The organism is Hyphomicrobium sp. ghe19 (assembly GCF_902712875.1).
GTDB lineage: Bacteria > Pseudomonadota > Alphaproteobacteria > Rhizobiales > Hyphomicrobiaceae > Hyphomicrobium_B.
In genome coordinates, this window is record NZ_LR743509.1 from 194,003 (window position 1) to 217,411 (window position 23,409).

Consider the following 23,409-nt stretch of genomic DNA (forward strand, 5'->3'; position numbering starts at 1 on the left):
TTTGCTATGGGCGGATCATGCCCCGGCGGCGAGACCTGAATTTGACGATATTTGGACTGCGGCGTCCTACCGCTAGGGCTCCGCTTTCTCAACCCGTCCGCTCACTCGGGAGCGGGGTATCAGCAACGGTCCCTGAAGCTCTCCACCCGCGTTAATGTTTCGTTTGCGATGATGTTGAGGCGTGGCGATATCGATCGCCCGGGCGTTTCAATTCGGGACCAGCAAACAAAGTCTCGTTAGCCAAATTGTTGATTTCATCTCTGATGCCACTCACAAGAACATTGGTGGACTTCAGATTAAACTCTCCGCAACTTTTTCTTTACATACCGGTCAGTGTGCTCGTGTCCCTATAGGTCAATTTCGTGCGACGCTTCGGAGCAATTGTCGAGCCATGATGTTGAGCGGCCCCCCGCTTGCAAATGCTGACTTCGTCAAGGAGAGGCTGCAAACTCTTCAACGGGAGATGCTTGTCGGAATTGCTTCCGGCGAAAGCCTCCTGAACATGATGACCCTGCTTTGCCATGAAGTCGAAGCGCTCGCCCCCGAAGTCATTTGTTCCGTTATCAGCGTCGACGACGACGGCCGTCTCAGTTTCATTGCGGGTCCGAGTCTCCCGGAAGCCAGCGGATGGGTGAACGGGGTTGCCATCGGGCCCAATGTCGCCTCCTGCGGTACGGCAATTTTCCGGAGGGAATCGGTCGAAGTTCAGGACATTCAAACCGACCCGCTTTGGGAAGATTTTAAGAACCACGCTTTGCACCACGGGCTGCGTGCCTGCTGGTCGAGCCCTATCGAGGCGCCGGACGGACGGGTGCTCGGGGCATTCGCATTTTATTATCGTAAATCGCGCGGAGCGACTGACCTCGAACGTCTGATCGTTTCCAAGTGCGTGAACATCTGCGCCATGGCGATCGAGAGCACGGATGCGCGATCGCGGCTCAACGAGCTTGCGTTCTTCGATCCTTTGACCGGGCTCGGCAATCGCGCGACGCTTCGGAAGCGGCTTGCGCTGACGCTGCAGCGCGCCTCGGAAATGGGGCGGTCGGTCGGCATTTTCCATGTCGATCTCGCCGATTTCAGAGCGATCAACGACCTTCACGGGCATTCGGTCGGCGACATCGTGCTCAGGAAAGTTGCCGATCGTCTCAGATTGGTTGCATCCGAATCCGATCTGATCGTCCGTATGGGCGGCGACGAGTTTCTGGTTGCCACGACGGTCGACGCCGAGGGTGACGCATGCAAAGAGTTCGCCCGCCAGCTCGTTGAGGGCTTGAGCGGCCGCTACGACCTGGAAAGCGGCGAGCGGATTGCCGTCGAAGCGGTGGTTGGCGTTTCGAATTTCCCGGCGGACGGAAAAGATCAGGATGCTTTGCTCGCGCATGCCGAGACGGCACGGCGCTGCGTCAAGAGAGGTGGATGCGGGTACGCGTTCTTTGAGTCGGAGATGCAGCGCGAGCAGCACCGGCGCCGCATCATGCAGCGCGACGTGGGTCTTGCTGTCGACAAGGGCGAGCTGTCGGTCGTCTTCCAGCCTCAGGTCGATGCCCGAACGGTCGCAGTCGGCGGCTTCGAAGCTCTGCTCCGATGGAACCATCCGGAGCACGGTTCGATATCTCCCGCGGATTTCATTCCGGCCGCCGAAACGAGCGGCGCCATTATTGCCATGGGCGCATTCGTGCTGCGGGAAGCCTGCAAGGAAGCGGCGCGTTGGACGGCGCAGCTCAAAGTTGCTGTCAACGTTTCAGCGGCTCAGATCGTCCAGGCCGATTTCGCACAGCTCGTGAAGGACGTGCTGTCCGAGACGGGTCTCGCACCGGAACGGCTCGAGGTCGAGGTGACCGAGAGCCTTTTCATCCAAGACTTGGCGACGGCTAAGATGACGTTGCGCGAGATCAAGGATCTCGGCGTCAGCGTCGCGATCGACGATTTCGGGACAGGATATTCGTCGCTCAGCACGCTCAGGGCATTTCCGTTCGACCGGATCAAAGTCGACCGCAGTTTCGTCTCCGACATGATCAACAATTCGGACGCCGCCGCGATCGTCAATTCCGTCATCGGGCTCGGTCGCGCCATGGGATTGCGCGTCGTGGCGGAAGGCGTCGAATCGGATGAGCAGGTTGCGATGCTTCGGCTTCTTCGCTGCCACGAACTTCAAGGCTATCTCTTCGGCAAACCAATGCCGATCCGAGCCTACGCGCATTTGACCGGTCCGAAACATCCGCGAACGTATTCGAGTGCGCTGCCGAAGCTTCGCGAGATTTAGCCGGCGTCCTTCGGGAAGGCGGTCCATGGATCGCTTCGTTCGGCCAGCAAATCTAAGATGTCCGACGTGTGCTCGCCAAGCTCTGGGCTTGGAACAGTGGCAACGCAGGGTTCGCCATTCATGACGATCGGACTGCGGATCGCCGGGACCGATGTTCCGTCGGCTCGGGTCAAGTCCTGGCGCAGTTGGCGCGCGATGACCTGCGGGTCGGCAAATGTCTGATCGAGCCGGTTCACGGGGCCCGCGGGCACGCCAGCGGCCTCTAAGGCTCCGAGCAGATCGACGGATGATCTCTTCGCCGTTTCTGCTTCTATGAGAGGGACGAGAGCCGCGCGGTTGGCCACGCGGCGCGCGTTCGTGTTGAAGCGTTCGTCGGCTTCGAGCCCCGACAGTCCCAGAACTTCGCAGACACGGGAAAATTGTCCGTCGTTGCCGGCCGCGATGATTATCGGGCGGTCCGCCGCGGTGAACACCTGATAGGGGACGATGTTCGGATGCGCGTTGCCGAGACGGCGCGGTGGTTTTCCTGAAACGAGATAGTTCATCCCTTGGTTGGCGAGCACGGAGACCTGCGTATCGAGGAGCGCCATGTCGATGTAGGCGCCTTCGCCCGTCGCGTTTCGGGAATTGAGCGCGGCGAGAATGGCGATGGTCGAGTAGACGCCAGCAAAAATATCTGCGAACGCGACGCCGATTTTTTGCGGTTCGCCGTCCGGTGCGCCGGTCAGGTCCATGATGCCGCCCATGCCCTGCACGATGTAATCGTAGCCTGCGCGAGATGCGTATGGGCCGGTTTGGCCGAAGCCGGTGATCGAGCAATAAATGATGCGCGGATTGATTTTCTTTATTGCGGCGTAGTCTAGGCCGTACTTCGCCAAGCCGCCGACTTTGAAATTCTCGATGATGACGTCAGCGTCTTTCGCGAGTGCCAGCACCGCGTTCAGGCCGGCTGGCTGATCAAAGCTGAGCGCGATCGATTTTTTGCCGCGGTTCGTTGCGTGGAAATAGGCGGCTGATGCTCCGCCTTTGCTCTCGGCGACGAAGGGCGGACCCCACGTTCGCGTTTCATCGCCGCCCTCGGGCCGCTCGACCTTGATCACATGTGCGCCGAGATCGGCGAGTGTCTGTCCGGCCCAGGGACCCGCGAGGACCCGCGCAAGCTCGAGGACGCGCAATCCCGCGAGCGGCTTCATACCTGCTGATGCCGTCATGCGAATGCCTGGAGGCCGGTGATGGCGCGGCCGATGATCAATGCGTGAATGTCATGCGTGCCTTCGTAGGTGTTGACCGTTTCGAGGTTCAACATGTGGCGCATGACCTGGAACTCTTCCGATATGCCGTTGCCGCCGTGCATGTCGCGGGCAGCGCGCGCGATGTCGAGCGCCTTACCGCAATTGTTGCGCTTGATGAGCGAGATCATCTCGGGCGCCATTTGTCCATCGTCGAAGAGGCGGCCGACGCGGAGCGCGGCCTGCAGGCCCAGCGTGATCTCCGTTTCCATGTCGGCGAGCTTTTTCTGTACGAGCTGCGTGGCGGCGAGAGGCTTGCCGAATTGCTTGCGGTCGAGCGTGTACTGCCGCGCGGCGTGAAAACAGAATTCCGCCGCTCCCATCACGCCCCAAGCAATGCCGTAGCGCGCGCGGTTGAGGCATCCGAACGGTCCGGCGAGGCCGGAGACATTCGGCAATATCGCGTCTTCGGGTACGTCGACGCTGTCCATGACGATCTCGCCGGTGACGGATGTGCGCAAGGAAAGCTTGCCCGAGATTTTCGGCGCCGAAAGGCCCTTCATGCCTTTTTCAAGAATGAAGCCGCGGATGCTGCCGCCGTGTTCAGCCGATTTGGCCCAGATGACGAAGACGTCGGCGATCGGAGAATTGGTGATCCACATCTTGGAGCCGGTGAGCCGGTAGCCGCCTGAAATCTTCTCGGCTCTCGTCCGCATGCCGCCGGGGTCCGATCCCGCGTCGGGCTCGGTCAGGCCGAAGCAGCCGATCCATTCGCCGCTTGCGAGCTTGGGCAAATATTTCTGGCGCTGCTCCTCGCTGCCGTAGGCATGGATCGGATACATCACCAGCGACGACTGCACGCTCATCATCGAGCGATAACCGGAGTCGACGCGTTCGATCTCGCGGGCGATCAGGCCGTAGGCGACGTAACTCGATGCGGAGCCGCCGTATTCGGCGGGGAGGGTGCAGCCAAGGAGGCCGAGTTCTCCCAGTTCGCGAAAAATGCCGGGGTCGGTTTTTTCCTGGGCATAGGCTTCGATGACGTGAGGCTGAAGCTTGTGCTGTGCGAACGCATTCGCGGTGTCGCGGATCAGCATTTCATCCTCGGTCAGCTGGGTATCCAGCAACAGCGGATCTTCCCACACGAAACTTGGACCTGCGGCCACTTTCGACTCTCCGGATCGGCTTCTCGTTGCCGCACTCTATATTGGGTCGGCCCTAGGTTGGGAAATGGAGAAGATAAATCTCATTTATATGGCGGCTGTGCAGCCATGCATGGGCGCCATTGCCCGATTGCCCTGGCGGTGGTATCGGGCCGGTCGATAACGATGCCTGCCGGGATTTCTACCTCGAAGCATCCCGCAGATGTTCTTGCGATGTTGAAGGATAGCGGATCATGTCCCGTCGGCCCCTTGTTGGCGTCATTTGCTGCACACGTATGCCGGAAGACCCGGTTCAGGGCGTCGCCGAGCGTTACCTTCGCGCGGCGCCATTCATCGGCGCGGACTTCGTGCTCGTGCCCTCGATGCCGGACATCTCGAACGCAGCATCCATTCTGAGCCGGCTGGACGGCGTGCTGCTGACGGGAAGTCCGTCCAACGTCGCCCCTCACCTGTACCGGAGCGCGGACGAAGGGGATGGGCCTTTCGATCCCCGGCGGGACGAGATGGCGTTCCGGCTCATATCGGAATCGGTCGAGCAGGATCGCCCAGTGCTCGGGATCTGCCGCGGTTTCCAGGAAATCGCGGTTGCCTATGGCGCGACGCTCAGGCGCGATCTTGGCGAAGCTCAGCGGACGCAAATTCACCATACCCCGCCGGGGCTGCCGATCGAGGAATTGTTCAAGCTGGAGCATCGCGTCGATCTTGCTTCCGGCGGCATCCTGGAACGCGCTATGGGGACGTCATCGATTGTCGTCAACTCGGCGCATTTTCAGGGCGTGCTCGATCTTGGGCATAAGCTCGCTGTCGAAGCGACGAGCGCCGACGGCGTTGTCGAGGGCATTCGCCCGGCCGGTGGCGAACGCGTTCTCGCGGTGCAATGGCACCCGGAATGGCGGGTTGCCGAAAATCCGATTTCGCGCGAGCTGTTCGCGTGGTTCGGACTGCTGCTCAAGGGTGCGAGCATGCGCGAAGCAGCCGACCTCGTCGCCGACAAGGCGCGCGCCGGCTAGTGCTTGCTGCTTAGTGCTTCAGGGAGATGACCTGCTCCAGGGCTCCCTGGACGCCGGTGAGCAGAACCTGCACGCCGATACAGAGCAGCAGGAACGCCGAGAGCCGGGTGAGGATGCGCGTGCGCGCCGGGCCGAGCAAATCGACGACGCGCTCCGCGTAAGCGTAACAAATGCCAACGAGCAAAGCGATCGCCAGCGCGGCACCGCAGACGCCGACGTAGAAGGGCAACAGCTCGGCGACAGGTGAGGTGGGCCGCGTGGCGCTCAAAGCGATCGCGACCGAGATCGTTCCGGGACCAGTCGTGAACGGCATCGTCAGCGGGAAGAAGGCAACGTCGCTGCCCCATGCATGAGCTTTAGCGGCCGTCGCGTGATCTTGCTTGCGGTCTTCGGATTCCTGCGGATTATACAACATGCGCCAGCCGCTGACAGCGACGACCGTGCCGCCCGCGACGCGCAACGCATCGATGCTGACGCCGAAAAAGCTCATCAGTGTGGCGCCGATCAGAAGCGAAACGAGCATGACGATCGCCGAGTAGAAGGCGACGCGCCACGCGAGCCATGTGCGCTCCGACACAGGCCGGCCGATCGTGATCTGGCTATAGATCAGCGCTCCGCCCAGTGGGTTCACAATCGAAAACAGCGCGGGGAACGCAATGAGGAAGTTTGCGGTGATCGCGCTCCAAAATTCCATGGGTGTGCTTATCAATTGCGGTGGACCGATCACAATTTTGCGGGCCGGATCTTCTTAGCGTCGAAAATTTATTAGCGATACCCTCGTCGCGGCGATGGCTACCATGCGGACGATTGCTCGCCGCCGCCGAAGACTTCCTTCAGCCGTCGCGACGCCCCCGGCGACAGGAGTTCGGGTAGTGCGTCGAGCGCAAAGAAGCCGTGTTCGGCGATTTCGGCATTCGGCGGCGGGATGCGTTCGCGTCGCCAGTGGTCGATCTTGAAAAGGACGATGTGATCGCCCGGATAGTCGTCGAAATGTGAGTAAATGCCGATGAGGCTTGGCGGTTTCGAGATGATGACGCCCGTTTCTTCGAGCACCTCGCGTGCAATCGCCGTCTCGATTTCCTCGCCGCGATCAACGCCGCCACCCGGGAGATGCCAACCGGGGCGATAGCCGTGGCGAACGAGGAGCACGCGCGACGCGTCATCGACAACAATGCCTTGCACGCCGAGCGTCACGATGTCGTTGCGTTTCGGCAGAAGAGACGGCCATCGCATCAGCATCGTTCCGGTTTCCAGCCATAGAGCCAGTCGAAGCCGGCCATGACGCGATTGGGGGGAGCGAGCTTCATGGTCGCGTTGCGGGCGAGCGCCATCGCGCCTTGCATGTGATAGATGCGGCCGTTTCGTTCGGAAGCCTCGGCTACTTTTGCGACGCGCGTGCGGCGGACCCGTTCGTAGTCACCGAGCGCTGTTTCAATGCTGCCGTTTCGAGCGGCGGCGAAGCTCGCCAACGTCACTGCATCCTCGAGCGCCATGACTGCGCCTTGGGCGAGGAACGGCAATACGGGATGCGCGGCATCGCCGAGCAGTGCGGCGCGGCCGGAGGTCCAACGGTCGAGCGGCGGCATACGGTAGAGCGACCAGCTTCTCCAATTGGCCGCCTGGTCGACGAGTGCGCGGAGGGGTTCGGCAAAGAGGCGAACCTTCAATTTGACGGCTTCGGAAACCGCGGGGGAATCCCAGCCTTCAGCGCGTAACGCGTCATCGGTAATGACGACGAGTGCGATGTCGCGGCCACCGTTGACTGGGTAGTGAACCGCGTGCGCGCCGGGCGACAGCCAAATATGTACGGCATTGGGTACGAGGCCTGACGGCAAATGCTCGGCCGGTGCGACGCTGCGAAAGGCAGTTTTGCCGACCGGGATCAAAGCGGCTTTGTTGCCGTTGATCTCATCGCGTAGCCCCGACCAGAGACCGTCGGCGCCGACGAGAAGCCCTGCGTCCAGAGTTTCACCGTTAGCGGTGATCGCGCGAACACGGTCGCGTTCGCTTGCGAAGGACACGATCTCCGTTCCGCGTGTCACGGTGATGCGCGGCTCGGCTTCGGCGCGCGCTCTGAGGGCGATATGCAAGTCGCGGCGATGGGCTGTCCAGTAGGGCGCGCCGTGGCGTTCCGAGATCCAGCGTCCGAGGGGGAGGCGGGTCAGCTCGCGGCCGGTTGCGCCGTCGCGGACGCTCAGAACGTCGGGACTTGCGACGGCTTTTTCCAGGAACTCGGCGACGCCGAGGTCGCGAAGAATCCGCGCGCCGTTCGGTCCGATCTGGATACCAGCGCCCTCTTCGGGGAATTCGGAACGGCGCTCGCAAACTCGGACATCGAAGCCGGTCCGGGCCAGCGCAATTGCTGCGGCAAGTCCGCCGATGCCGGCGCCGGCGACTACGGCGCTTCCTGGGTTCGCTGTCATCAGCCTTCGTCCGAGGCGATGCCGCGGCCGGCCTTCATGGCGTTAAGCGGCGTCAGCTACGAGGCTGCCCTTCGGATCGCTTTCATCGGCCTTCAGGCGCGGATCGAAGATGTAGAGCGTCGAGCAATAGGGGCAGAGAATTTGATTGTCCTGACCCATGTCGAGATAGACATGCGGATGGTCGAACGGCGCTCGTGCGCCCATGCAATTGAACTCTTTGACGCCAACGAAGATTCGCTCTGCGCCAGCATCGTTTGCCAAGTGTGGGATTACGGCCCCGGCCATGCTTCACCCTTCCGCGACAGGAGATGTTTGGCCGCACCATATCCTCGTGGCATCGATGATGGTAGGGGACATAAAAGCTTTAAAACTCCAAAACTTTCGGCAGTTGAGCGGCGGCGGGCGGCATGGACCACTTTGACAGCGACGGCGTCGATATCGCTTACCTCGATACGGGCGGCGGCGACGACGGGAAGCTCCCGGTTCTGCTCATCCATGGCTTTGCATCCAACGTCGCGACGAACTGGGTGAATACGGGATGGGTCACGTTTCTCACCAAGGCCGGTTACCGCGTCATCGCGTTCGACAATCGCGGGCACGGCGAGAGCCAGAAGCTTTATGAACTCGTCGACTACGGGGCGCCGCTGATGGCGGAAGACGCGCGCCGGCTGCTCGATTATCTGGGCGTCGCGCGGGCGCATGTGATCGGCTACTCGATGGGCGCACGGATTGCGGCCTTCCTGTCGTTGTCGCATCCCGACCGCGTGGCACGCGTCGTCTTCGGCGGTCTCGGCATCAACATGGTGCGCGGCATGGCGGGGACGGGTCCGATCGCACGTGCGCTCGAAGCTCCGAGCATCGACGACGTTACGAACCCAACGGCTCGAACGTTTCGTGTATTTGCCGAGCAGACGAAAAGCGATTTGAAAGCGCTCGCCGCGTGCATCCGGTCGTCGCGTGCGCCGATCTCGGCGGAGATGGCGGGCGAAATCGCGGCTCCCGTGCTCGTCGCCGTCGGCGATACCGATGTGATCGGCGGGTCGGCGGAAGATCTCGCGAAGCTCATTCCGGGTGCGCGTGCCTTTGCCATTCTCGGCAAGGATCACAACCGGGCGGTCGGCGATCGAAGTTTCAAAGCAGAGGCGTTGGCTTTTTTCGAGAGCAGTACGACTTAAGCAAGCGACGCGACCTGGGCGACCTGATGTCCGGGCGGACACGGGGGATAATCGCGACGCCGGGATCAAGGTCGGCCAGGCCCACGCCCGCACCGAGGCTCAATCGATAGCCCCGCCGAGAGCTTGCTGATCCGTCTCTGCGTCTCTGATCGGTACGCGGTACAAGCCCGATCGAAGAACGCGAGGACGGTTATTCCGGCTCGCACGCGGTACAAGTTCGAGCCCGCCCCAGCACCTCCGGGGGCACTTTGCCAAATAGCCGGGCTCAATGACGGGAGGATTTCAGGGATATGTCGCCCTCCAATTGAATGTGGATAACTTTTCCGAGTCCGCCGCACTCCGCCTTCGGTTCGACAAGCCGGAGGCCCAAATCCGACTGAAAACGCAGCGATAATCCGTGACGACCCACGCCTTAACGCGCCGTTAACCCTAACGCCGTCTACTGCCCCCGTCATGGTCTCGCGTTTTCGTCTTAGCGTATTTGCTCCTGTCGCCGTCCTGATGATCTCGGGGCTCGGCTTGCTATGGGGCTGCGCCACCGGGCCGAATTTCGTGGTCAAGGACGATCCGTGGCGCTCGCCCGAAGAGAGGGCGTGTCTGGCGTCCGGCGCGGTCAGGCAAACGGCATTCATTCGTCCCAGATCGGCGCTGGGCGGTCCAAGCGTATGCGGCGCGGAAAGCCCGTTCGAGATGTCGGCCGCGGATAACGGCCGTGTCGAACTGAGACCCCCGGCATCGCTTCGCTGCCCGATGATCCCGCAGATCGATAGCTGGGTGCGAGACGTCGTCGAACCGGCGGCGCGGCGTTATTTTCGCCAGGAACTCGTCGGCCTAACGGTGCTCGCGTCCTATTCGTGCAGGGCGATGAACAGTGTCGATGGGGCGACGATCTCGGAGCACGCCTATGCGAACGCCATCGACATCGGTGGCTTCACTCTGGCAGACGGCCGGTCGATCAGTGTTCAGCGCGGATGGGGCGGCTCGGAAGGCGAGCAAGCGTTCTTGCGCACCGTGCATGGTGGGGCCTGCGAATATTTCATGACGGTGCTTGGTCCGAACTACAACAGCTTACACAGCGACCATTTCCATCTCGACCTTGCACACCATGGCCTTACGGGGCTGAAGAATATCTGCAAGTAATCGGCAGCTTGCCCGATGGCTGAGCGTGCAGACTGCATTCAAATCCGCTAGAAGCGCGCATGACTTGGGATCACGAACCGCCTCCCGGAAGCCGGCGCGGCTATCATCACGGCAACTTGCGCGAAGCCTTGATGAAGGCTGCGCTCGATTTGATCGCGCTCAAGGGCCCTTCGGGGTTCACGTTCGCGGAAGCAGCCCGTGCGGCTGGCGTCAGCCCGGCGGCGCCCTATCGGCATTATCGCGACCGGGATGCGTTGATGGCGGACGTGGCGCGGCGCGCGTTCGATGCGTTCGAGGCGAAGCTGAAACAAGCCTGGGCCGGCGGCACGCCCGATCCGTTCACAGCTTTCGAGCGCGTGGGGCGCGCCTATCTCGATTTCGCACGGCTCGAGCCTGCGCAGTATTCCGCGATGTTTGAATCCGGCCTGTCGTTCAAGGCTTTCCCCGATCTGCATGTGGCGGGCGAACGCGCGTTCAACGTGCTGAAAGACGCGTGTTCAGCGCTCGTTGCAGGGATGCCCGAGGCCAAGCGGCCGCCGGCCATGATGATGGCGCTCCATATCTGGGCGCAAGCGCATGGTATCGCGTCGCTCTTCGCGCGCGGTGACGAAGCACGCCGGCCAATTCCGATGAGTCCCGAGGATCTGCTGGACGCTGCAGTGCTCATTTATTTGGACGGGCTTGGCGCACGGCCAAAGAAGAGCGGCTAGCAGCGCGATCCAGGGGCTGCGGGAAAAACTCTGGCGACGAGTTGTCCGCTCCGCAACATTCCGCATACAAATACTGCAGGGAATTCGACTCGCGGTGCGTTGTTCGCAGTGGGTGGTCACGCTCGGCTGCGGGCTGCAACGGTCGGCTTATTCTCCGCGTTCGAACTTTTAAGATCGCGCGAACGCGTTCTCACGAGCGCGTCTCTCACGAACGTTCGATTTGAAATCGATACCGGAAGAAGCGTCGGAGGTGGTGATGGCCGGCAAGTGCCCCAAATGTCAAAACATGGTCGGGAGCGTCAGAGCAGAGCAGATCAATATTACGAACAACGCGGGGAACGCGTTCGCGGGCGCCGCCTACACCTGCCCGCATTGCCAGACGATCCTGAGCGTGACCGTCGATCCCTTCGCCTTCAAGAATGAGATCGCGATCGAGCTCATGAAGCGGATGAGGGGCGGGCGGTAGTTTCGTTTCGCTTCGCTTAGGACCCCACAATCGAACTGCCTTTCGTCGAGTCGGCAGGTGCTCTTGTCCCCCTCAATCGAAAATCCTTCAGGACGCTCTTGAACTCCCCTCTTGCCGACCCACTTATGTGAATGTAAAATACATTTACATCCTAACAAGGAGAGGGTGGCGATGACGCAAGTGGTTCAGACGCTCGATGATTATGGCAGGCCCGCGTGGATTGCCGCGATGGTCTTGGGTTTCATCGTTTTCTGGCCGGTTGGGCTCACCATCCTGGCCTATATGCTCTGGAGTGGACGCATGAATTGCGGATGGCACCAAGGTCGCGGTCGTGGACGCTGGGAAAGCCGGTTTGCCGATCGTTTTGAGAGGGCGCGGTCACGCGTCGAAGATGAAATGCGGAATTTTGGCCGAGGCGCCGCTTCGAGCGGCAACAAAGCCTTCGACGACTATCGCGAGGCGACCTTGAAGCGTCTCGAGGAGGAAGAGCAGGAATTCCGCGCGTTCCTCGAACGTCTGCGGCAAGCGAAGGACAAATCCCAGTTCGATCAGTTCATGTCGGAGCGCCGCGATCGTCCGGCTCCGAACGAGGGCGCGACGACCTGATTGCTACGTAATCGAGCGGGGCTGCTTTCAAGCAGCCCCGTTTGTCATAGGGAAATGTTAGCCGGACGGAGTGACTTGATGTTTCACCATTTCTTTCACCCATTGGCGTTCTTGCACTTTGTGACGGTCGCGCTCGTGCTTATGGCCGTCGTCATGTTCCTAAAGGCTCGCTGCGGATTTGCGCGCCATCGCTGCGGAGCTGGTCGCGAATCCAATCCGCGCCGCGATACCGAAAATTCAGCGTTTGAGGACTATCGGCGGGCGACGATTACGCGACTCGAGAAGGAGGCCGAGGAATTCCGGTCGTATCTCGACGGGTTGCGACGCGCCGCAGATGCTTCGGCCTTTCAGGCTTTTCTGCAGGCCCGGAAAAACGGCGAATCGTCTGCTTCGTAACGTTTTGCTGTTCCCCGTTCATCGGTTGCATACCGGGAATTCGCCTTTTTCCGCTTATGTTGCCGTTATTTTAGGGGTCTTGGCGACGCGCGTCGTTTATGCTTCGCAGTGACGGCCGCGGCGGGCCGTCACGTTTGAGGCGAACATACCCACGGACCATCGATGCCCTGGCAATTTTTAAAGAACGCCGTTGCGGCGTATGGCGGAGGACTGCGCTCCGCCCTCGAGAACGTCAAAGGGGCGTTCGGCCTCGAGGGCGGTCATGCTCCGGCTCAGTCGCGCGTCGCTTTCACGATTGCGGTCGTCGCCCTTGCCGCCAAGATGAGCAAAGCCGACGGCGTTTCATTGCCGATCGAGGCTGAAGCTTTCAAGCGGCAGTTCCAGGTTCCAGATAGCGAATGCGCGCATGTTCGCAAGCTCTACGAGCTGGCGAGCCAGGACGTCGCCGGTTACGAGACGTATGCCGCGCAGATCGCCCGCATTCTCGAAGGGGAGCCGGACCTCAAGATATCCGTGCTCGAATGCCTCTTTCATATTGCGAGTGCGGATGGCGTCCTGCATCCCGCAGAGGATCGCTATCTCGCGCACGTAGCCGAGATCTTCGGATTGACGCCGGGCGAGTTCCGTTGCGTCAGACGCGGCTTCGTCGTCGATGCCGATGGTCCGTACGAAGTCCTGCACATCTCGCCGACGGCCTCCGACAAGGAGATCAAGGCACGCTATCGCGAGCTCGTCAAAGGTCATCATCCCGACGCGCTCGTCTCGAAGGGCGTGCCACCTGAATTCCTCGCGGGCGCAGAGCGCCGTCTTCAGGCGATCACCACGGCATACGAGGCAATTCTGGAAGAGCGTGGACAACGCGTCGAGAGAGCGCTGGAACCGACGACGTGAGCTTTCCGTCCGACACCCCGCTTTCGCACGACATTCATCCGGCCGAGAACCGCGAGGCACGGCGCGGCGGCGTGAAGCCGTCGTTGCTCATTCTGCACTACACGGGAATGTCCACAGCGGCGAAGGCGATCGACTGGCTCGGTCGTGCCGAAAGCGGCGTGTCGTGCCACTACGTCGTCGACGAAGCGGGTCGCATCACGCAACTCGTGCCGGAAGAGCAGCGCGCGTGGCACGCCGGTGTTTCGTACTGGCGCGGCGAGACCGACATCAACTCGCATTCGATCGGCATCGAGATTCATAATCCCGGTCATCAGCACGGATACCCGGATTTTCCGGCCGACCAGATGGCGGCCGTCGTGGCGCTGTCGAAAGATATCGTGCGCCGCCATCGCATCGCGCCGGATAATGTTCTTGCGCATTCGGATGTGGCTCCGGGCCGAAAGATCGATCCCGGCGAAAAGTTCGACTGGCTGCTGCTGGCGAAAGAGGGGCTTGGACTCTGGGTTCGTCCGTCACCCGTTCGCGCGGACGATCCCGGCCTCGGGCTCGGGGACTCCGGTTCGCGGATTGCGCGCACGCAGGAGCTCCTTGCGTCCTACGGTTACGATGTCAAGGCTACGGGCACGCTCGATACGGCGACCGAGAAAGTCCTCAAGGCGTTCCAGTTGCATTTTCGGCCGCGCCGTGTCGACGGCCGGCTCGACCGGTCAACGGAAGTCACGTTGGAGCGGCTGATTGGAGCCTCCGGTAAGCGCACCGCCGCTTGACGGACGCCAGCCGCTGATGTTGATGCGAGACCGTGCGCCTGCTGAGTTCGGGCGCATTCCGCAGGGGTGCGGAAAGCTCAAGCAATACCGAAACAGGATCCACCTTGTTCAAGCCGCGGCGGCCGGAGTTCCTGGCGCTTATCGTTGCGATCTACGTGGCGCTGGTTCTCAATCAGCCCTTCTGGCGCAAATTTGCCGGTGTGGTCGCGCCGTCCGATCTCGGCGATTGGCTGTTCGCCGGGGCGGTCGTAACGGCCACAGTGCTTGTCGCGTATCTCATTTTGCTGGTGCTGTCGGCTAAGCCACTGCTGCGCATCCTCTTACTGATCCTGCTGCCGGTGATGGCCGCCGCCGCGTACTTCATCGGCGAATATGGCATCGTCATCGACGTGCATATGGTTCGCAATGTTTTCGAGACCGACACGCGCGAGGCGAACGATCTCATCACTCTCAAGCTCGTTGCGTATGTCGTTCTGCTCGGGCTGGCGCCCGCTGTTCTCTTCTGGCTCGTGCCATGGACGAAACGATCGTATCGCGAGGAGACGGCGGGCAAGCTCAAGGCGGCCGCTATTTCGCTTTTGGTTCTCGTCGTCGTGCTGCTGCCCGCATGGGGCAATTTCATCTCGCTCGGCCGCGACCATCGCGAACTCAAGATGACGCTGACACCTGTCAATATCGTTTCGGCGCTGCAGAGCTATTGGCGACAGGAGAAGCGCAAGCGGGCCAAGGTCGTCGCTTCCTACGGTGAGGATGCCCACCAAAGCGTTTCCGGTGGTTCTCGCAAGTCGCTGTTCGTCATTGTGGTCGGCGAAACCGCGCGCGCCGATCATTTTTCGCTCAATGGATATTCTGAGCCGACAAACCCCGGGCTTTCCAAGATCGGCGATCTCATCAACTACAGCCAGGCCTACTCGTGCGGCACGGATACGGCGCAGTCGGTGCCGTGCATTTTCTCGGGGCTTGGCCGCGATGGCTTCACGAACGCCAAGGCGGACGCACGCGAAAATCTTCTCGACATCTTCAAGCGCGCGGGTCTCGACGTCGTTTGGCGAGAAAATCAATCGGGATGCAAGGGCGTGTGTGTGCGCATTCCGACGGAGACGCTGACCGGTCACAAAGCTCCGACGTTCTATGCGAGCACCCAAAACTTCGACGATATTCTCGTCGATGGCCTCGATGCGCGGATCGCGAAGCTAGAGCGCGACACGGTGATCGTTCTGCACATGATGGGCAGCCACGGTCCGGCGTACTGGAAACGCTATCCGGAAAAGTTCGAGACGTTCAAGCCGGCGTGCAAGGACTCACAGTTCAGCCGCTGCGAACTTCAGGACATCGTCAACGCCTACGACAACTCGATCCTCTATACCGACCATGTTCTGACGCGTCTCATCGAAACGCTGAAAGGGGCGGCGAACCACGGTGTCGATGCGGGCATGATCTATGTGTCCGATCATGGCGAGAGCCTCGGCGAGAACGGCATGTACCTTCACGGCATGCCGTACATGATCGCACCTGAAGCACAAATTCACGTGCCGATGGTCGTCTGGCTGTCACCGGAGATGAAGGAAGCTCGCGGACTCGATCAAGGCTGCATGGTCAGCCGTAGCGCCAGCCGCGTCGGGCACGACAATATTTTTCATTCGAGCCTTGGGATCATGGGCGTGGCGACCCGCGTTTACGATCCGTCGCTCGATCTCTTTGCACCCTGCCGGAAGCCGGCGTCCTGATCCAACGCGAACGAGATAACGTAGCATAATCGTGCGGTAACGCGACGATTTCGCCTCGCAGCGCGACGAAAATGATATCCCCGGGGGATCCGGACTCATGCATGATCGACCTGCAAAAGGCCCGTTTGAAAGTTCAAGCATGATCCGCAGGTTGGCCGGTCTGGCGTTGTCGATCTTCATGTGCAGCGCCGGTTTTGCGGTTGCGGATCAATCCATCGGTCCGGTGCTGAAGAACGCGGAGATGAACGCCCGCTCAATTACGACCGCGCTCTTTCAGGCGAAACCCGGCGCGAAGCCCGACTTCTCCGGCAAGAATCTCGTTTATCTCGATCTTTCCGAGCTGAATTTTAAAGGCGCCAACCTCGCGAACGCGGATCTTTACGGCACGGACTTTACGGGCGCCAATCTCAAAGGTGCCGATCTTTCGCACACGCGGCTTGACCGTTCGGTCCTGATGCGCGCCGACCTTTCGGGCGCCAATCTGACCGGGGCGACGATCCTTCGCCCGACGATCTACGCGGATCTCTCCAACAACGTGCTCGATGCGCCGCGCTTTGCAGGTGCGAATTTGACGGAAGTGCACGTGCAGGCGGAACTGTCTGGCTCCGATTTCAGGGGGGCAGATTTGTCGAGGGCGAACTTTTATCCGCTCGAGGGACGGCCGGGCGAAGGGACACTCGCGACGACCTACCGGAATATTCTGAAGTACTGCGATTTCTCGGGCGCGCGGTTGCGCGATGCCAATATGGAACGCGCCGTATTGTGGTTTGCAAAGTTCACAGGTGCCGATCTCAAGGGCGTCAACTTCAAGGACGCCGATCTCTCGCGTGCGGACTTTGCAGGCGCGGATATTTCCGGCGGGGACTTCACCGGTGCTGATCTCGACGGTGCGAACTTCATCGGCGCAATCGGGGTCACCGAAGTCATAGGTCTCGATCGGGCGATCAATCTCGATCGTGCGCTCAGATAAGCCGCTCCGGCTATTCCCGCGTGGCTGACGCGAAACTGACTTATGCGCCAATCCGGCAAATGGATACGGCTTTTAACGGTTGTTAAAGTATTTATTCTCAATCTATTAACGTCACATTAGATGACCGGGGGGCCGTCATGTCCGCGCAGATTCATGCCAAGGTGTTCAGTCAGCGTTCGGTTGCTTTGATTGCACTGTCGATTGCGACCGCACTGCCCATCGTTTGGGCTTCGGCGGCGAATGCAGTCAGTCTTCGCGTGAAGCTCGCCTGCTCGCGCGACTACTATGCGCTCTGCAGCAAGTTCGCGTCAGACAGTCCTGAAACTCGCCAGTGCATGCGCGCTGCGGGAGAGAAGCTATCTCCTCGCTGCATCAATGCACTCGTCCAGGCGGGCGAGGTGACCCAGGCAGAAGTTTCGCATCGGGCCGCTCAACTCCGGTAGCGTTTTCGCAGTCGCGTGCGATTTCCGGTGGGAAGCCGGCCGCACGCGACGGTCTGGTTCCAATTGGTTTGATTAATAGGAACTTGACTTGCGCGCCACGAACTTCGTTTATGTTGATCTCCGTCGGCCGCAAGCCTGATTGACGCGTAACTTGGCGCTTCATGGGCAGTATCCATCGGCCGCGTGAGCAACGAGGGCGGTGCGCATGGTCGACCTTCAGCCGTGGCGGCAAATCGAGGTTCCGGAACCTCGTGCGGACGAGTTCTACGAAATTGACCTGTTCGACCGGCGATACCGTTTTCACGGATTGAAAGCCCTGCTTGGCGCTGCCGATTTCGACAAGGCGGGGGATCGCAATTGCGGGCTTGCCGCGAAGGATGATGTCGAGCGCGAGGCTGCGCGGTCGATCCTCTCGGGTTTGACGCTTCAACACCTTTACGACCGCCCGCTGACGGACGATCAGGGCCGAGTCGATTCGGTGATGCGGATCAATTACGGCATTGATCGCGATACGTTCGCAGAGATCGCGTCGAAGACGCTCGGCGAAATCAAGAATCTGCTTCTCAGGGCGAAGAGTTCGGAAGCCAAGCGCATCGGCGGAGCGCTGACCGGTGTAATGGCGGCTGCGGTCGCCAAGCTCATGGACGTGCACGAGCTTGTCTATGCCGCGAAGAAGCTGAAGCGTTCCGGCAAGGCGCGTACGCTCGTCGGCGCTCCCGGCACGTTGTCGTCGCGGCTGCAACCCAACCATCCGACAGACGATCTCGATGCGATGTCGGCGTTGATCTATACCGGGCTGTCGATGGGGTCGGGCGACGCGCTACTCGGGCTCAATCCTGCGATCGATACGGTCGAGAACATCACCAAGACGCTCAAGCATCTGGACAAGCTGCGCCGGGAGACCGGCGCGCCGACGCAGATCTGTGTGCTGTCGCACGTCAAGACGCAGCTCGCCTGTCTCGAAAGCGGGGCGCCGGTCGAGATCATGTTTCAATCGCTCGCCGGCACAGACCGGACGCTGATCGAAGAGTTCGACGTGACAGCCGACGTGCTCGATCAGGCTTATGTGACTATGGCGAAGCATGGACCCCTAGCCGGCGAAGCGGCGCAGTTCATGTATTTCGAAACCGGTCAGGGCAGCGAGCTGACCTACAGCAAGCACAACGGCATCGATATGACGACGACGGAAGCGCTCTGCTATGGGCTCGCCCGGCGCTACGATCCGTTCATGGTCAACAACGTTACCGGGTTCATCGGACCCGAAACGCATCGCTCGAATTTCGAAATGATCGTGTCGAACCTGCAGGATCATTTCATGGGCAAGCTGCTCGGCCTGCCGATGGGGATGGCGCCCTGCTATACGCTGCATTCCGAGATCACGATGGAAGGCCAGCAGATTGCCGCCGAGCTGCTGACGGCGGCGGGCGCCAACTATTTCATGGACGTCTATCTCTCGATCGACCGGATGCTCGCGTATTTCGATACGTGCGGGCACGACGATCAGACGATGCGCGAAGTTCACGGGCTTTCGCCTGCTCCGGAATTTCTCGAGTGGGCGATCGGACGTGGAATTTTTGCGCGCGACGAAGATGGGGACGTCGAGCGCGGCCCGAACTGGGGCAACCCGAAGATCTTCTGCTCGGAGGAAGAGTTCGAGCGGCTGCGCAAAAATCTTCCCGCCGCTTACGGCTTCGAAAGTGCGGGGCCGCGGCCGACGGAACAGGTATCGCGCGCCATCAAGGCGAACCTCGCGGCTGCGCGGGAAGCGATTTATGCCGAGGTCACGCCGGAGCGAATGGGGACAATCGATTTCCGGCGTGTCGCGACGTCGGCTGGGAGCAAGGAAGCGCATCTCAGTCATCCGGACCGCGGCGCGAAACCAGCAGACGAAATGATTGCGGAATTGAAGCCAGAAAGAGCCGACGTGCAGATCATCGTTTCGGATGGTCTCTCGGCGGAGGCGGTGCATCACAACATTCCGGATCTTCTTCCGAGGCTGCTCGAAGGGCTTAGCCAACAGAAGATCACGGCGGGCAAGCCAATCCTCGCGCCCTATGGCCGGGTGAAGCTCGCCGAAGCGCTGGGCGATGCGTTGCAGCCGAAGCTCGTCATCAATCTGATCGGCGAGCGGCCGGGCGGCGATGCCTTGGCGTCGCGCAGCATGTCGGCCTACATCGCCTACCGGCTGGACGATGACTCGAAGAAGGCCGCGGCGCAGTTCAGCGGCAACCCGGATGTTCGCTACGAATACACGGTGATCTCGAACATCTATTCGGGCGGCCTGCCACCCGCCGAGGCGGCGGTGCAGATCGCCGAACGCGTCCAGCAAATCCTGACGGCGAAAGCGGCGGGCAATCGCCTCGAACGTGCCGTCCACGACCGCTCGCACAACATGCGCGCGGCGATGGGGGTTTAGTTTTTCATTGGCCCCGGCGAAGTTTTTCGATTGGCCCCGGCGACTCCCCTGCGGGAAGCCGGCCGCCGGGGCGGGCTTGTGGGGCGAGTTGGCCGCTCGAAACGGTCAGGCCCCTTGACGTTTTGGCTCGCAGGTCGCTTATCTCCGCTACCAGCCGGCTGGACGGTCGCTGTCGGACTTCGTTGTGGCGAAGCGGGCTCTAAAGGCTCGCGAGCAAACACTTCCGGCAGAGGAAAGTCCGGGCTCCATGAGGAACACGGTGGCGGCTAACGGCCGCCGGGGGCGACCCCAGGGAAAGTGCCACAGAAAACATACCGCCAAGCCGGACCGCCTTCGGGCCAAGTCCGGCGGTAAGGGTGAAAAGGTGCGGTAAGAGCGCACCGCGCTTCTGGTAACAGCAGCGGCAGGGCAAACCCCACCGGGAGCAAGATCAAATAGGGGTGGGCGCGCGGAGCGGGAAACCGCAGACGCAAGGCGCGTTCTTCACGCTACCCACCCGGGTTGATTGCACGAGGCGCCTGGCGACAGGCGTCCCAGATGAATGGCCGTCGCGGAGGGCAACCTCCAGACAGAACCCGGCTTACAGGCCGGCTGGTATTTCTTCATCGGCGTCATTGATCGGGATGCGCTCCGGGGCGACGACGAGCCTCCGGTAGAGATGCCATGTCGCGTGGCCGAGAATCGGCAGAGTGATCGCCAATCCGACGAGCAGCGGTATTGCGCCGAGCAATAATCCAACAGCCACGATCAATCCCCATAATGCGACCGGCCCTGGATTTTCGACGGATGCACGAACCGACGTTCGAACGGCGGTTCCGACGCTTACGTTGCGATCGACGAGCATCGGGAACGACACGACGCTGATCACAAGCGCGACGAGCGCAAACATAAAGCCGACGAGGTTGCCGTAGACGATAAGGTCGGTGCCTTTCGCTGTGCCTGTCACCTCATGGAAGAAGTCGGAAACGGATGCCGGCTCACTGCCCATTATCTGCGTGTACATCAGGTTCGCCGCGTAGAGCCAAGCGACGAAGAGCACCGCCAAAATGAAGCCCAGGATCAAGATCCCGCCCATTCCGGGACGGTGTACGACCTCCAGCGCCTGGGTCGCATTGGGCTCAAGTCCTTCCTCACGCCTTCGGCTCAGTTCGTAAAGTCCAATCGCGACGAACGGGCCGAGCAGGGCGAAGCCTGCTGCCATCGGGTAGATGAGCGACAGCAACCCGTATCCGAAGAGGACGCGGCCGAGGATGATGCCCACGATCGGATAGATGAAGAACGCAAAGAAGACATGCGTCGGCATCGCGCGGAAGTCCTCGAAGCCTTCGAGGAGAGAGTCCCAAACGTCGGTTGTCGTTATCTTTCGGATCGCCGGGTCGGTGTCGCGCCAGAGTACGGACGCTGGCCATCGCAGTTTCAGGCCCGGGTAGGAATGGGAATGTGCGGCTCCAGATCGAGGAATGGAATTCGCCATAGCGGCACCTGCTGAGTTTGGGGCGCCAAGTGACCGATTGAGGGATCAATCAATCATCCATGGCACCGGATGTGGGCGCCCCCGTCGCCTGCCGAGCTCAGGATGCGCCGTTATCCGAAGGCTTCAAATCAGGTCTGCGTTACCGCTGTCTCTATTCAAAAAATTCTATAATTTTCATTGTATTATGCGATTTATCTCAATCTCTGCTTTATGTCTGGAGGCGCTTTATTGTGGATGGTTGATGCAATTCCGCTTCGCACCACCCAATATCCTTAATAATCCGTTGACGACCATCAAATCCCATGCGATCCCATGAAGGCCCGTCCGCACCGGGCAGGACACCGTGGCTGGGCGCCGATTTGGTAGAGGGCCCAAAACGAGCGACCGCCACGGCCCCTTTCTCTCTTCTATTTGTTTCAGGCGACACGCGTTCCGCGCGCCGGCCGCCTGAAACGGAAGTGAAGAGTTTCTAATTCGGCCCGGCGACTCCCCTGCGGGGAGCCGGCCGCCGGGACGGACCAAACGGACTCAAGCGTAACCAGGTACCTGAGTGGAGGACGAAATTCGTAGCTGAGGGATGGACCGCTTTGTCTCGACATTCACAAACAAGATCGACGCCAAAGGCAGGGTCTCCATTCCAGCCTCGTTTCGCGCCGTTCTCGAGCGCGACGGTTACGCCGGCGGAATCGCTGGCGGTCTCTACTGCTACCCCTCGCTCGATGCTCAAGCGCTCGATGCAGGCGGCGAAAGACTTGCAAAGAAAATCGACGGGCTTCTCGCGGGCCTGCCGGACTATTCGAATGAGCGCGATGAACTGTCTGTCGCACTCTACGGCGACGTCCAGGTTCTCTCGATCGATGGCGACGGCCGCATCGTCCTTCCTGAAAACCTTCGCGCCCACGCCTACTTGGACGCCGCCGTCTCGTTTGTCGGCCTTGGTGAAAAGTTCCAGATGTGGGAGCCCAAGCGCTTCGAAGAGCGCCGGGCCGAAGCACGAAGCAAAGTCCAGGTAACGCGAAAACTTTTTGCAGCGGGGAGCCGCCCGTCTGGTGACGGCGGCGACGAGGGGGCACGGGAATGACGCGCGGTGGCGGGGCAGAGGGAGCCTCGCAGGGGCCAGCTGAAAAGCCTCCGCGCCATATTCCCGTGCTCGTCTCCGAAGTTCTCGAGACGCTCGCGCCGAATGATGGCGAGATCTACGTCGACGGGACATTTGGCGCGGGCGGCTATACGCGCGCCATCCTGGGCGCCGCAAACTGCCGTGTGCTTGCTCTCGATCGCGATCCGACGGCCATCGCAAATGCTACCGGTTTGGTGGAAGAAGCGGGCGGACGCCTCAAGGTCGTGGAATCTCCGTTCAGCCAGATGGAAGACGCCGTCCGCGAGCACCTGTCCGGCGCGCAGGTCGATGGCGTCGTTCTCGATATCGGCGTTTCGTCGATGCAACTCGATGACGCCGAGCGCGGGTTTTCATTTCAATCCGACGGGCCGCTCGACATGCGGATGTCGTCGTCCGGAATGAGCGCCGCGGATTTTCTCAACACGGCGGAAGAAGAAGAGATCGCCAACGTCATCTACACGTTCGGTGAAGAGCGCCGTTCGCGCGCGATCGCGCGCGCCATCGTCAAGAAGCGGGACGAGACGAAGCTCACGCGGACGCGGGAACTCGCTGATATCGTCCTGCATGTGTTTCACGGACGGAAGGTCGACGGGCGGCACCCGGCGACGCGGACGTTTCAAGGCTTGAGGATTTTCGTCAACGACGAGCTTGGCGAACTTGCCAACGCGCTATCGGCGGCCGAGCGGATATTGAAGCCTGGCGGACGGCTCGTCGTCGTCAGTTTTCACAGCCTGGAAGACAGGATCGTCAAAAAATTTCTTGTCGACCGGAGCGGGAAGACGGCGGGCGGTTCCCGGCACTTGCCGCCGGAATCGATAAAATCCCGCGAGCCGAGTTTCCGAATTGTTAACTCCCGCCCGTTAACACCTTCTAAAGGTGAATTGGAAGTGAACCCTCGTTCGCGGTCAGCACGTTTGCGGGCGGCAACCCGCACGGACGCTGCAATTTGGCCGTTGGATTTAGACGCGATGGGGGTCCCTCAACACCGCTAATGCTGAGCTTGGAGACAAGCTGAACGGG

23 protein-coding genes, 1 other RNA gene and 1 pseudogene are annotated in these 23,409 nt (G+C 60.9%); 18 read left to right on the top strand and 7 right to left on the bottom strand.

Annotation, left to right across the window (positions count from 1 at the left end):
• The first annotated feature begins 391 nt into the window (after positions 1–391).
• Positions 392–2,263 carry an EAL domain-containing protein gene (locus tag AACL53_RS00895; RefSeq protein ID WP_339081529.1) on the top strand — a complete coding sequence of 624 codons (1,872 nt, stop codon included), beginning with the start codon at positions 392–394 and terminating at the stop codon, positions 2,261–2,263.
• Here the strand turns inward: AACL53_RS00895 and AACL53_RS00900 are convergent.
• Together AACL53_RS00900 and AACL53_RS00905 are read right to left on the bottom strand one after the other, a co-directional pair.
• Positions 2,260–3,474, bottom strand: coding sequence for a CaiB/BaiF CoA-transferase family protein (locus AACL53_RS00900; protein WP_339081531.1), 1,215 nt, complete (start codon positions 3,472–3,474; stop codon positions 2,260–2,262). The genes AACL53_RS00895 and AACL53_RS00900 overlap by 4 nt on opposite strands.
• Positions 3,471–4,589 carry an acyl-CoA dehydrogenase gene (locus tag AACL53_RS00905; protein ID WP_339086850.1) on the bottom strand — a complete coding sequence of 373 codons (1,119 nt, stop codon included), beginning with the start codon at positions 4,587–4,589 and terminating at the stop codon, positions 3,471–3,473. The genes AACL53_RS00900 and AACL53_RS00905 overlap by 4 nt, the downstream gene beginning before the upstream one ends.
• Before the next feature lie 299 nt (positions 4,590–4,888).
• On the opposite strand from AACL53_RS00905, the gene AACL53_RS00910 reads away from it, so the two are divergent.
• The gene (locus tag AACL53_RS00910) at positions 4,889–5,665 is read left to right on the top strand and encodes a gamma-glutamyl-gamma-aminobutyrate hydrolase family protein (protein WP_339081533.1); all 777 of its coding nucleotides are present in this window, start codon (positions 4,889–4,891) and stop codon (positions 5,663–5,665) included.
• Positions 5,666–5,675: 10 nt separating this feature from the next.
• On the opposite strand, the gene AACL53_RS00915 is transcribed toward AACL53_RS00910, so the two are convergent.
• The 4 genes from AACL53_RS00915 to AACL53_RS00930 all read right to left on the bottom strand — a co-directional run bounded on the left by AACL53_RS00915 (position 5,676) and on the right by AACL53_RS00930 (position 8,373).
• Entirely contained in the window at positions 5,676–6,359 is a 684-nt protein-coding gene (locus AACL53_RS00915; RefSeq protein ID WP_339081535.1) for a MarC family protein, read from the bottom strand.
• A 98-nt stretch (positions 6,360–6,457) separates the two neighbouring features.
• Positions 6,458–6,904, bottom strand: a complete 447-nt coding sequence (locus AACL53_RS00920) for an NUDIX domain-containing protein (protein ID WP_339081537.1) — start codon at positions 6,902–6,904, stop codon at positions 6,458–6,460.
• Positions 6,898–8,088, bottom strand: coding sequence for an FAD-dependent monooxygenase (locus tag AACL53_RS00925; RefSeq protein ID WP_339081539.1), 1,191 nt, complete (start codon positions 8,086–8,088; stop codon positions 6,898–6,900). The genes AACL53_RS00920 and AACL53_RS00925 overlap by 7 nt, the downstream gene beginning before the upstream one ends.
• Positions 8,089–8,130: 42 nt before the next feature.
• Positions 8,131–8,373: a zinc-finger domain-containing protein gene (locus AACL53_RS00930; RefSeq protein WP_092862999.1), complete on the bottom strand. Its 243-nt coding sequence runs from the start codon at positions 8,371–8,373 to the stop codon at positions 8,131–8,133.
• 122 nt (positions 8,374–8,495) lie between these two features.
• On the opposite strand from AACL53_RS00930, the gene AACL53_RS00935 reads away from it, so the two are divergent.
• From AACL53_RS00935 to AACL53_RS01000, 14 genes are all read left to right on the top strand, one after another.
• Positions 8,496–9,263 (top strand): alpha/beta fold hydrolase, encoded by a 768-nt coding sequence (locus tag AACL53_RS00935; RefSeq protein WP_339081542.1) that lies wholly within the window; start codon positions 8,496–8,498, stop codon positions 9,261–9,263.
• Between the two features lie 453 nt (positions 9,264–9,716).
• The gene (locus AACL53_RS00940) at positions 9,717–10,403 is read left to right on the top strand and encodes an extensin family protein (RefSeq protein ID WP_339081544.1); all 687 of its coding nucleotides are present in this window, start codon (positions 9,717–9,719) and stop codon (positions 10,401–10,403) included.
• Positions 10,404–10,462: 59 nt separating this feature from the next.
• Positions 10,463–11,113, top strand: a complete 651-nt coding sequence (locus AACL53_RS00945) for a TetR/AcrR family transcriptional regulator (protein ID WP_339081546.1) — start codon at positions 10,463–10,465, stop codon at positions 11,111–11,113.
• 220 nt (positions 11,114–11,333) lie between these two features.
• Entirely contained in the window at positions 11,334–11,579 is a 246-nt protein-coding gene (locus AACL53_RS00950; RefSeq protein WP_339081548.1) for a hypothetical protein, read from the top strand.
• Positions 11,580–11,750: 171 nt separating this feature from the next.
• Positions 11,751–12,185, top strand: coding sequence for a DUF2852 domain-containing protein (locus tag AACL53_RS00955; RefSeq protein WP_339081550.1), 435 nt, complete (start codon positions 11,751–11,753; stop codon positions 12,183–12,185).
• Between the two features lie 78 nt (positions 12,186–12,263).
• Positions 12,264–12,581 carry a DUF2852 domain-containing protein gene (locus AACL53_RS00960; RefSeq protein ID WP_339081552.1) on the top strand — a complete coding sequence of 106 codons (318 nt, stop codon included), beginning with the start codon at positions 12,264–12,266 and terminating at the stop codon, positions 12,579–12,581.
• A gap of 162 nt (positions 12,582–12,743) precedes the next feature.
• Complete coding sequence (locus tag AACL53_RS00965) at positions 12,744–13,472, top strand: DnaJ family molecular chaperone (protein WP_339081554.1); 729 nt, start codon at positions 12,744–12,746, stop codon at positions 13,470–13,472.
• Positions 13,469–14,239, top strand: a complete 771-nt coding sequence (locus AACL53_RS00970; RefSeq protein WP_339081555.1) for an N-acetylmuramoyl-L-alanine amidase — start codon at positions 13,469–13,471, stop codon at positions 14,237–14,239. Before AACL53_RS00965 ends, AACL53_RS00970 begins: the two co-directional genes overlap by 4 nt.
• Positions 14,240–14,343: 104 nt before the next feature.
• Positions 14,344–15,966, top strand: a complete 1,623-nt coding sequence (locus AACL53_RS00975; RefSeq protein WP_339081556.1) for a phosphoethanolamine transferase — start codon at positions 14,344–14,346, stop codon at positions 15,964–15,966.
• A 139-nt stretch (positions 15,967–16,105) separates the two neighbouring features.
• Positions 16,106–16,936, top strand: coding sequence for a pentapeptide repeat-containing protein (locus AACL53_RS00980; RefSeq protein ID WP_339081557.1), 831 nt, complete (start codon positions 16,106–16,108; stop codon positions 16,934–16,936).
• A gap of 137 nt (positions 16,937–17,073) precedes the next feature.
• Positions 17,074–17,379 (top strand): hypothetical protein, encoded by a 306-nt coding sequence (locus AACL53_RS00985; RefSeq protein WP_339081559.1) that lies wholly within the window; start codon positions 17,074–17,076, stop codon positions 17,377–17,379.
• A gap of 205 nt (positions 17,380–17,584) precedes the next feature.
• Positions 17,585–19,795, top strand: a complete 2,211-nt coding sequence (locus tag AACL53_RS00990) for an ethanolamine ammonia-lyase (RefSeq protein WP_339081561.1) — start codon at positions 17,585–17,587, stop codon at positions 19,793–19,795.
• 150 nt (positions 19,796–19,945) lie between these two features.
• Positions 19,946–20,394: RNase P RNA component class A (rnpB, locus tag AACL53_RS00995), an RNA gene on the top strand.
• Positions 20,395–20,484: 90 nt separating this feature from the next.
• Complete coding sequence (locus AACL53_RS01000) at positions 20,485–20,706, top strand: hypothetical protein (RefSeq protein WP_339081562.1); 222 nt, start codon at positions 20,485–20,487, stop codon at positions 20,704–20,706.
• Here the strand turns inward: AACL53_RS01000 and AACL53_RS01005 are convergent.
• A pseudogene (locus AACL53_RS01005) lies at positions 20,688–21,269 on the bottom strand (DUF2189 domain-containing protein); the annotation flags it as partial. The gene AACL53_RS01000 and the pseudogene AACL53_RS01005 sit on opposite strands and share 19 nt — an antisense overlap.
• A 577-nt stretch (positions 21,270–21,846) precedes the next feature.
• Here AACL53_RS01005 and AACL53_RS01010 point away from each other — a divergent pair.
• Together AACL53_RS01010 and rsmH are read left to right on the top strand one after the other, a co-directional pair.
• A complete protein-coding gene (locus AACL53_RS01010; RefSeq protein WP_339081564.1) occupies positions 21,847–22,350 on the top strand; it encodes a division/cell wall cluster transcriptional repressor MraZ in 504 nt (167 codons plus the stop codon).
• Entirely contained in the window at positions 22,347–23,381 is a 1,035-nt protein-coding gene (rsmH, locus tag AACL53_RS01015; RefSeq protein WP_339081566.1) for a 16S rRNA (cytosine(1402)-N(4))-methyltransferase RsmH, read from the top strand. Before AACL53_RS01010 ends, rsmH begins: the two co-directional genes overlap by 4 nt.
• Positions 23,382–23,409: the final 28 nt, after the last annotated feature.

Coding starts and splice junctions, on each gene's coding strand:
- AACL53_RS00895 (WP_339081529.1), top strand. CDS start 392: ATGATGTTGAGCGGCCCCCCGCTTGCAAATGCTGACTTCGTCAAGGAG.
- AACL53_RS00900 (WP_339081531.1), bottom strand. CDS start 3,474: ATGACGGCATCAGCAGGTATGAAGCCGCTCGCGGGATTGCGCGTCCTC.
- AACL53_RS00905 (WP_339086850.1), bottom strand. CDS start 4,589: ATGCTGATCCGCGACACCGCGAATGCGTTCGCACAGCACAAGCTTCAG.
- AACL53_RS00910 (WP_339081533.1), top strand. CDS start 4,889: ATGTCCCGTCGGCCCCTTGTTGGCGTCATTTGCTGCACACGTATGCCG.
- AACL53_RS00915 (WP_339081535.1), bottom strand. CDS start 6,359: ATGGAATTTTGGAGCGCGATCACCGCAAACTTCCTCATTGCGTTCCCC.
- AACL53_RS00920 (WP_339081537.1), bottom strand. CDS start 6,904: ATGCTGATGCGATGGCCGTCTCTTCTGCCGAAACGCAACGACATCGTG.
- AACL53_RS00925 (WP_339081539.1), bottom strand. CDS start 8,088: ATGACAGCGAACCCAGGAAGCGCCGTAGTCGCCGGCGCCGGCATCGGC.
- AACL53_RS00930 (WP_092862999.1), bottom strand. CDS start 8,373: ATGGCCGGGGCCGTAATCCCACACTTGGCAAACGATGCTGGCGCAGAG.
- AACL53_RS00935 (WP_339081542.1), top strand. CDS start 8,496: ATGGACCACTTTGACAGCGACGGCGTCGATATCGCTTACCTCGATACG.
- AACL53_RS00940 (WP_339081544.1), top strand. CDS start 9,717: ATGGTCTCGCGTTTTCGTCTTAGCGTATTTGCTCCTGTCGCCGTCCTG.
- AACL53_RS00945 (WP_339081546.1), top strand. CDS start 10,463: ATGACTTGGGATCACGAACCGCCTCCCGGAAGCCGGCGCGGCTATCAT.
- AACL53_RS00955 (WP_339081550.1), top strand. CDS start 11,751: ATGACGCAAGTGGTTCAGACGCTCGATGATTATGGCAGGCCCGCGTGG.
- AACL53_RS00960 (WP_339081552.1), top strand. CDS start 12,264: ATGTTTCACCATTTCTTTCACCCATTGGCGTTCTTGCACTTTGTGACG.
- AACL53_RS00965 (WP_339081554.1), top strand. CDS start 12,744: ATGCCCTGGCAATTTTTAAAGAACGCCGTTGCGGCGTATGGCGGAGGA.
- AACL53_RS00980 (WP_339081557.1), top strand. CDS start 16,106: ATGATCCGCAGGTTGGCCGGTCTGGCGTTGTCGATCTTCATGTGCAGC.
- AACL53_RS00985 (WP_339081559.1), top strand. CDS start 17,074: ATGTCCGCGCAGATTCATGCCAAGGTGTTCAGTCAGCGTTCGGTTGCT.
- AACL53_RS00990 (WP_339081561.1), top strand. CDS start 17,585: ATGGTCGACCTTCAGCCGTGGCGGCAAATCGAGGTTCCGGAACCTCGT.
- AACL53_RS01010 (WP_339081564.1), top strand. CDS start 21,847: ATGGACCGCTTTGTCTCGACATTCACAAACAAGATCGACGCCAAAGGC.
- rsmH (WP_339081566.1), top strand. CDS start 22,347: ATGACGCGCGGTGGCGGGGCAGAGGGAGCCTCGCAGGGGCCAGCTGAA.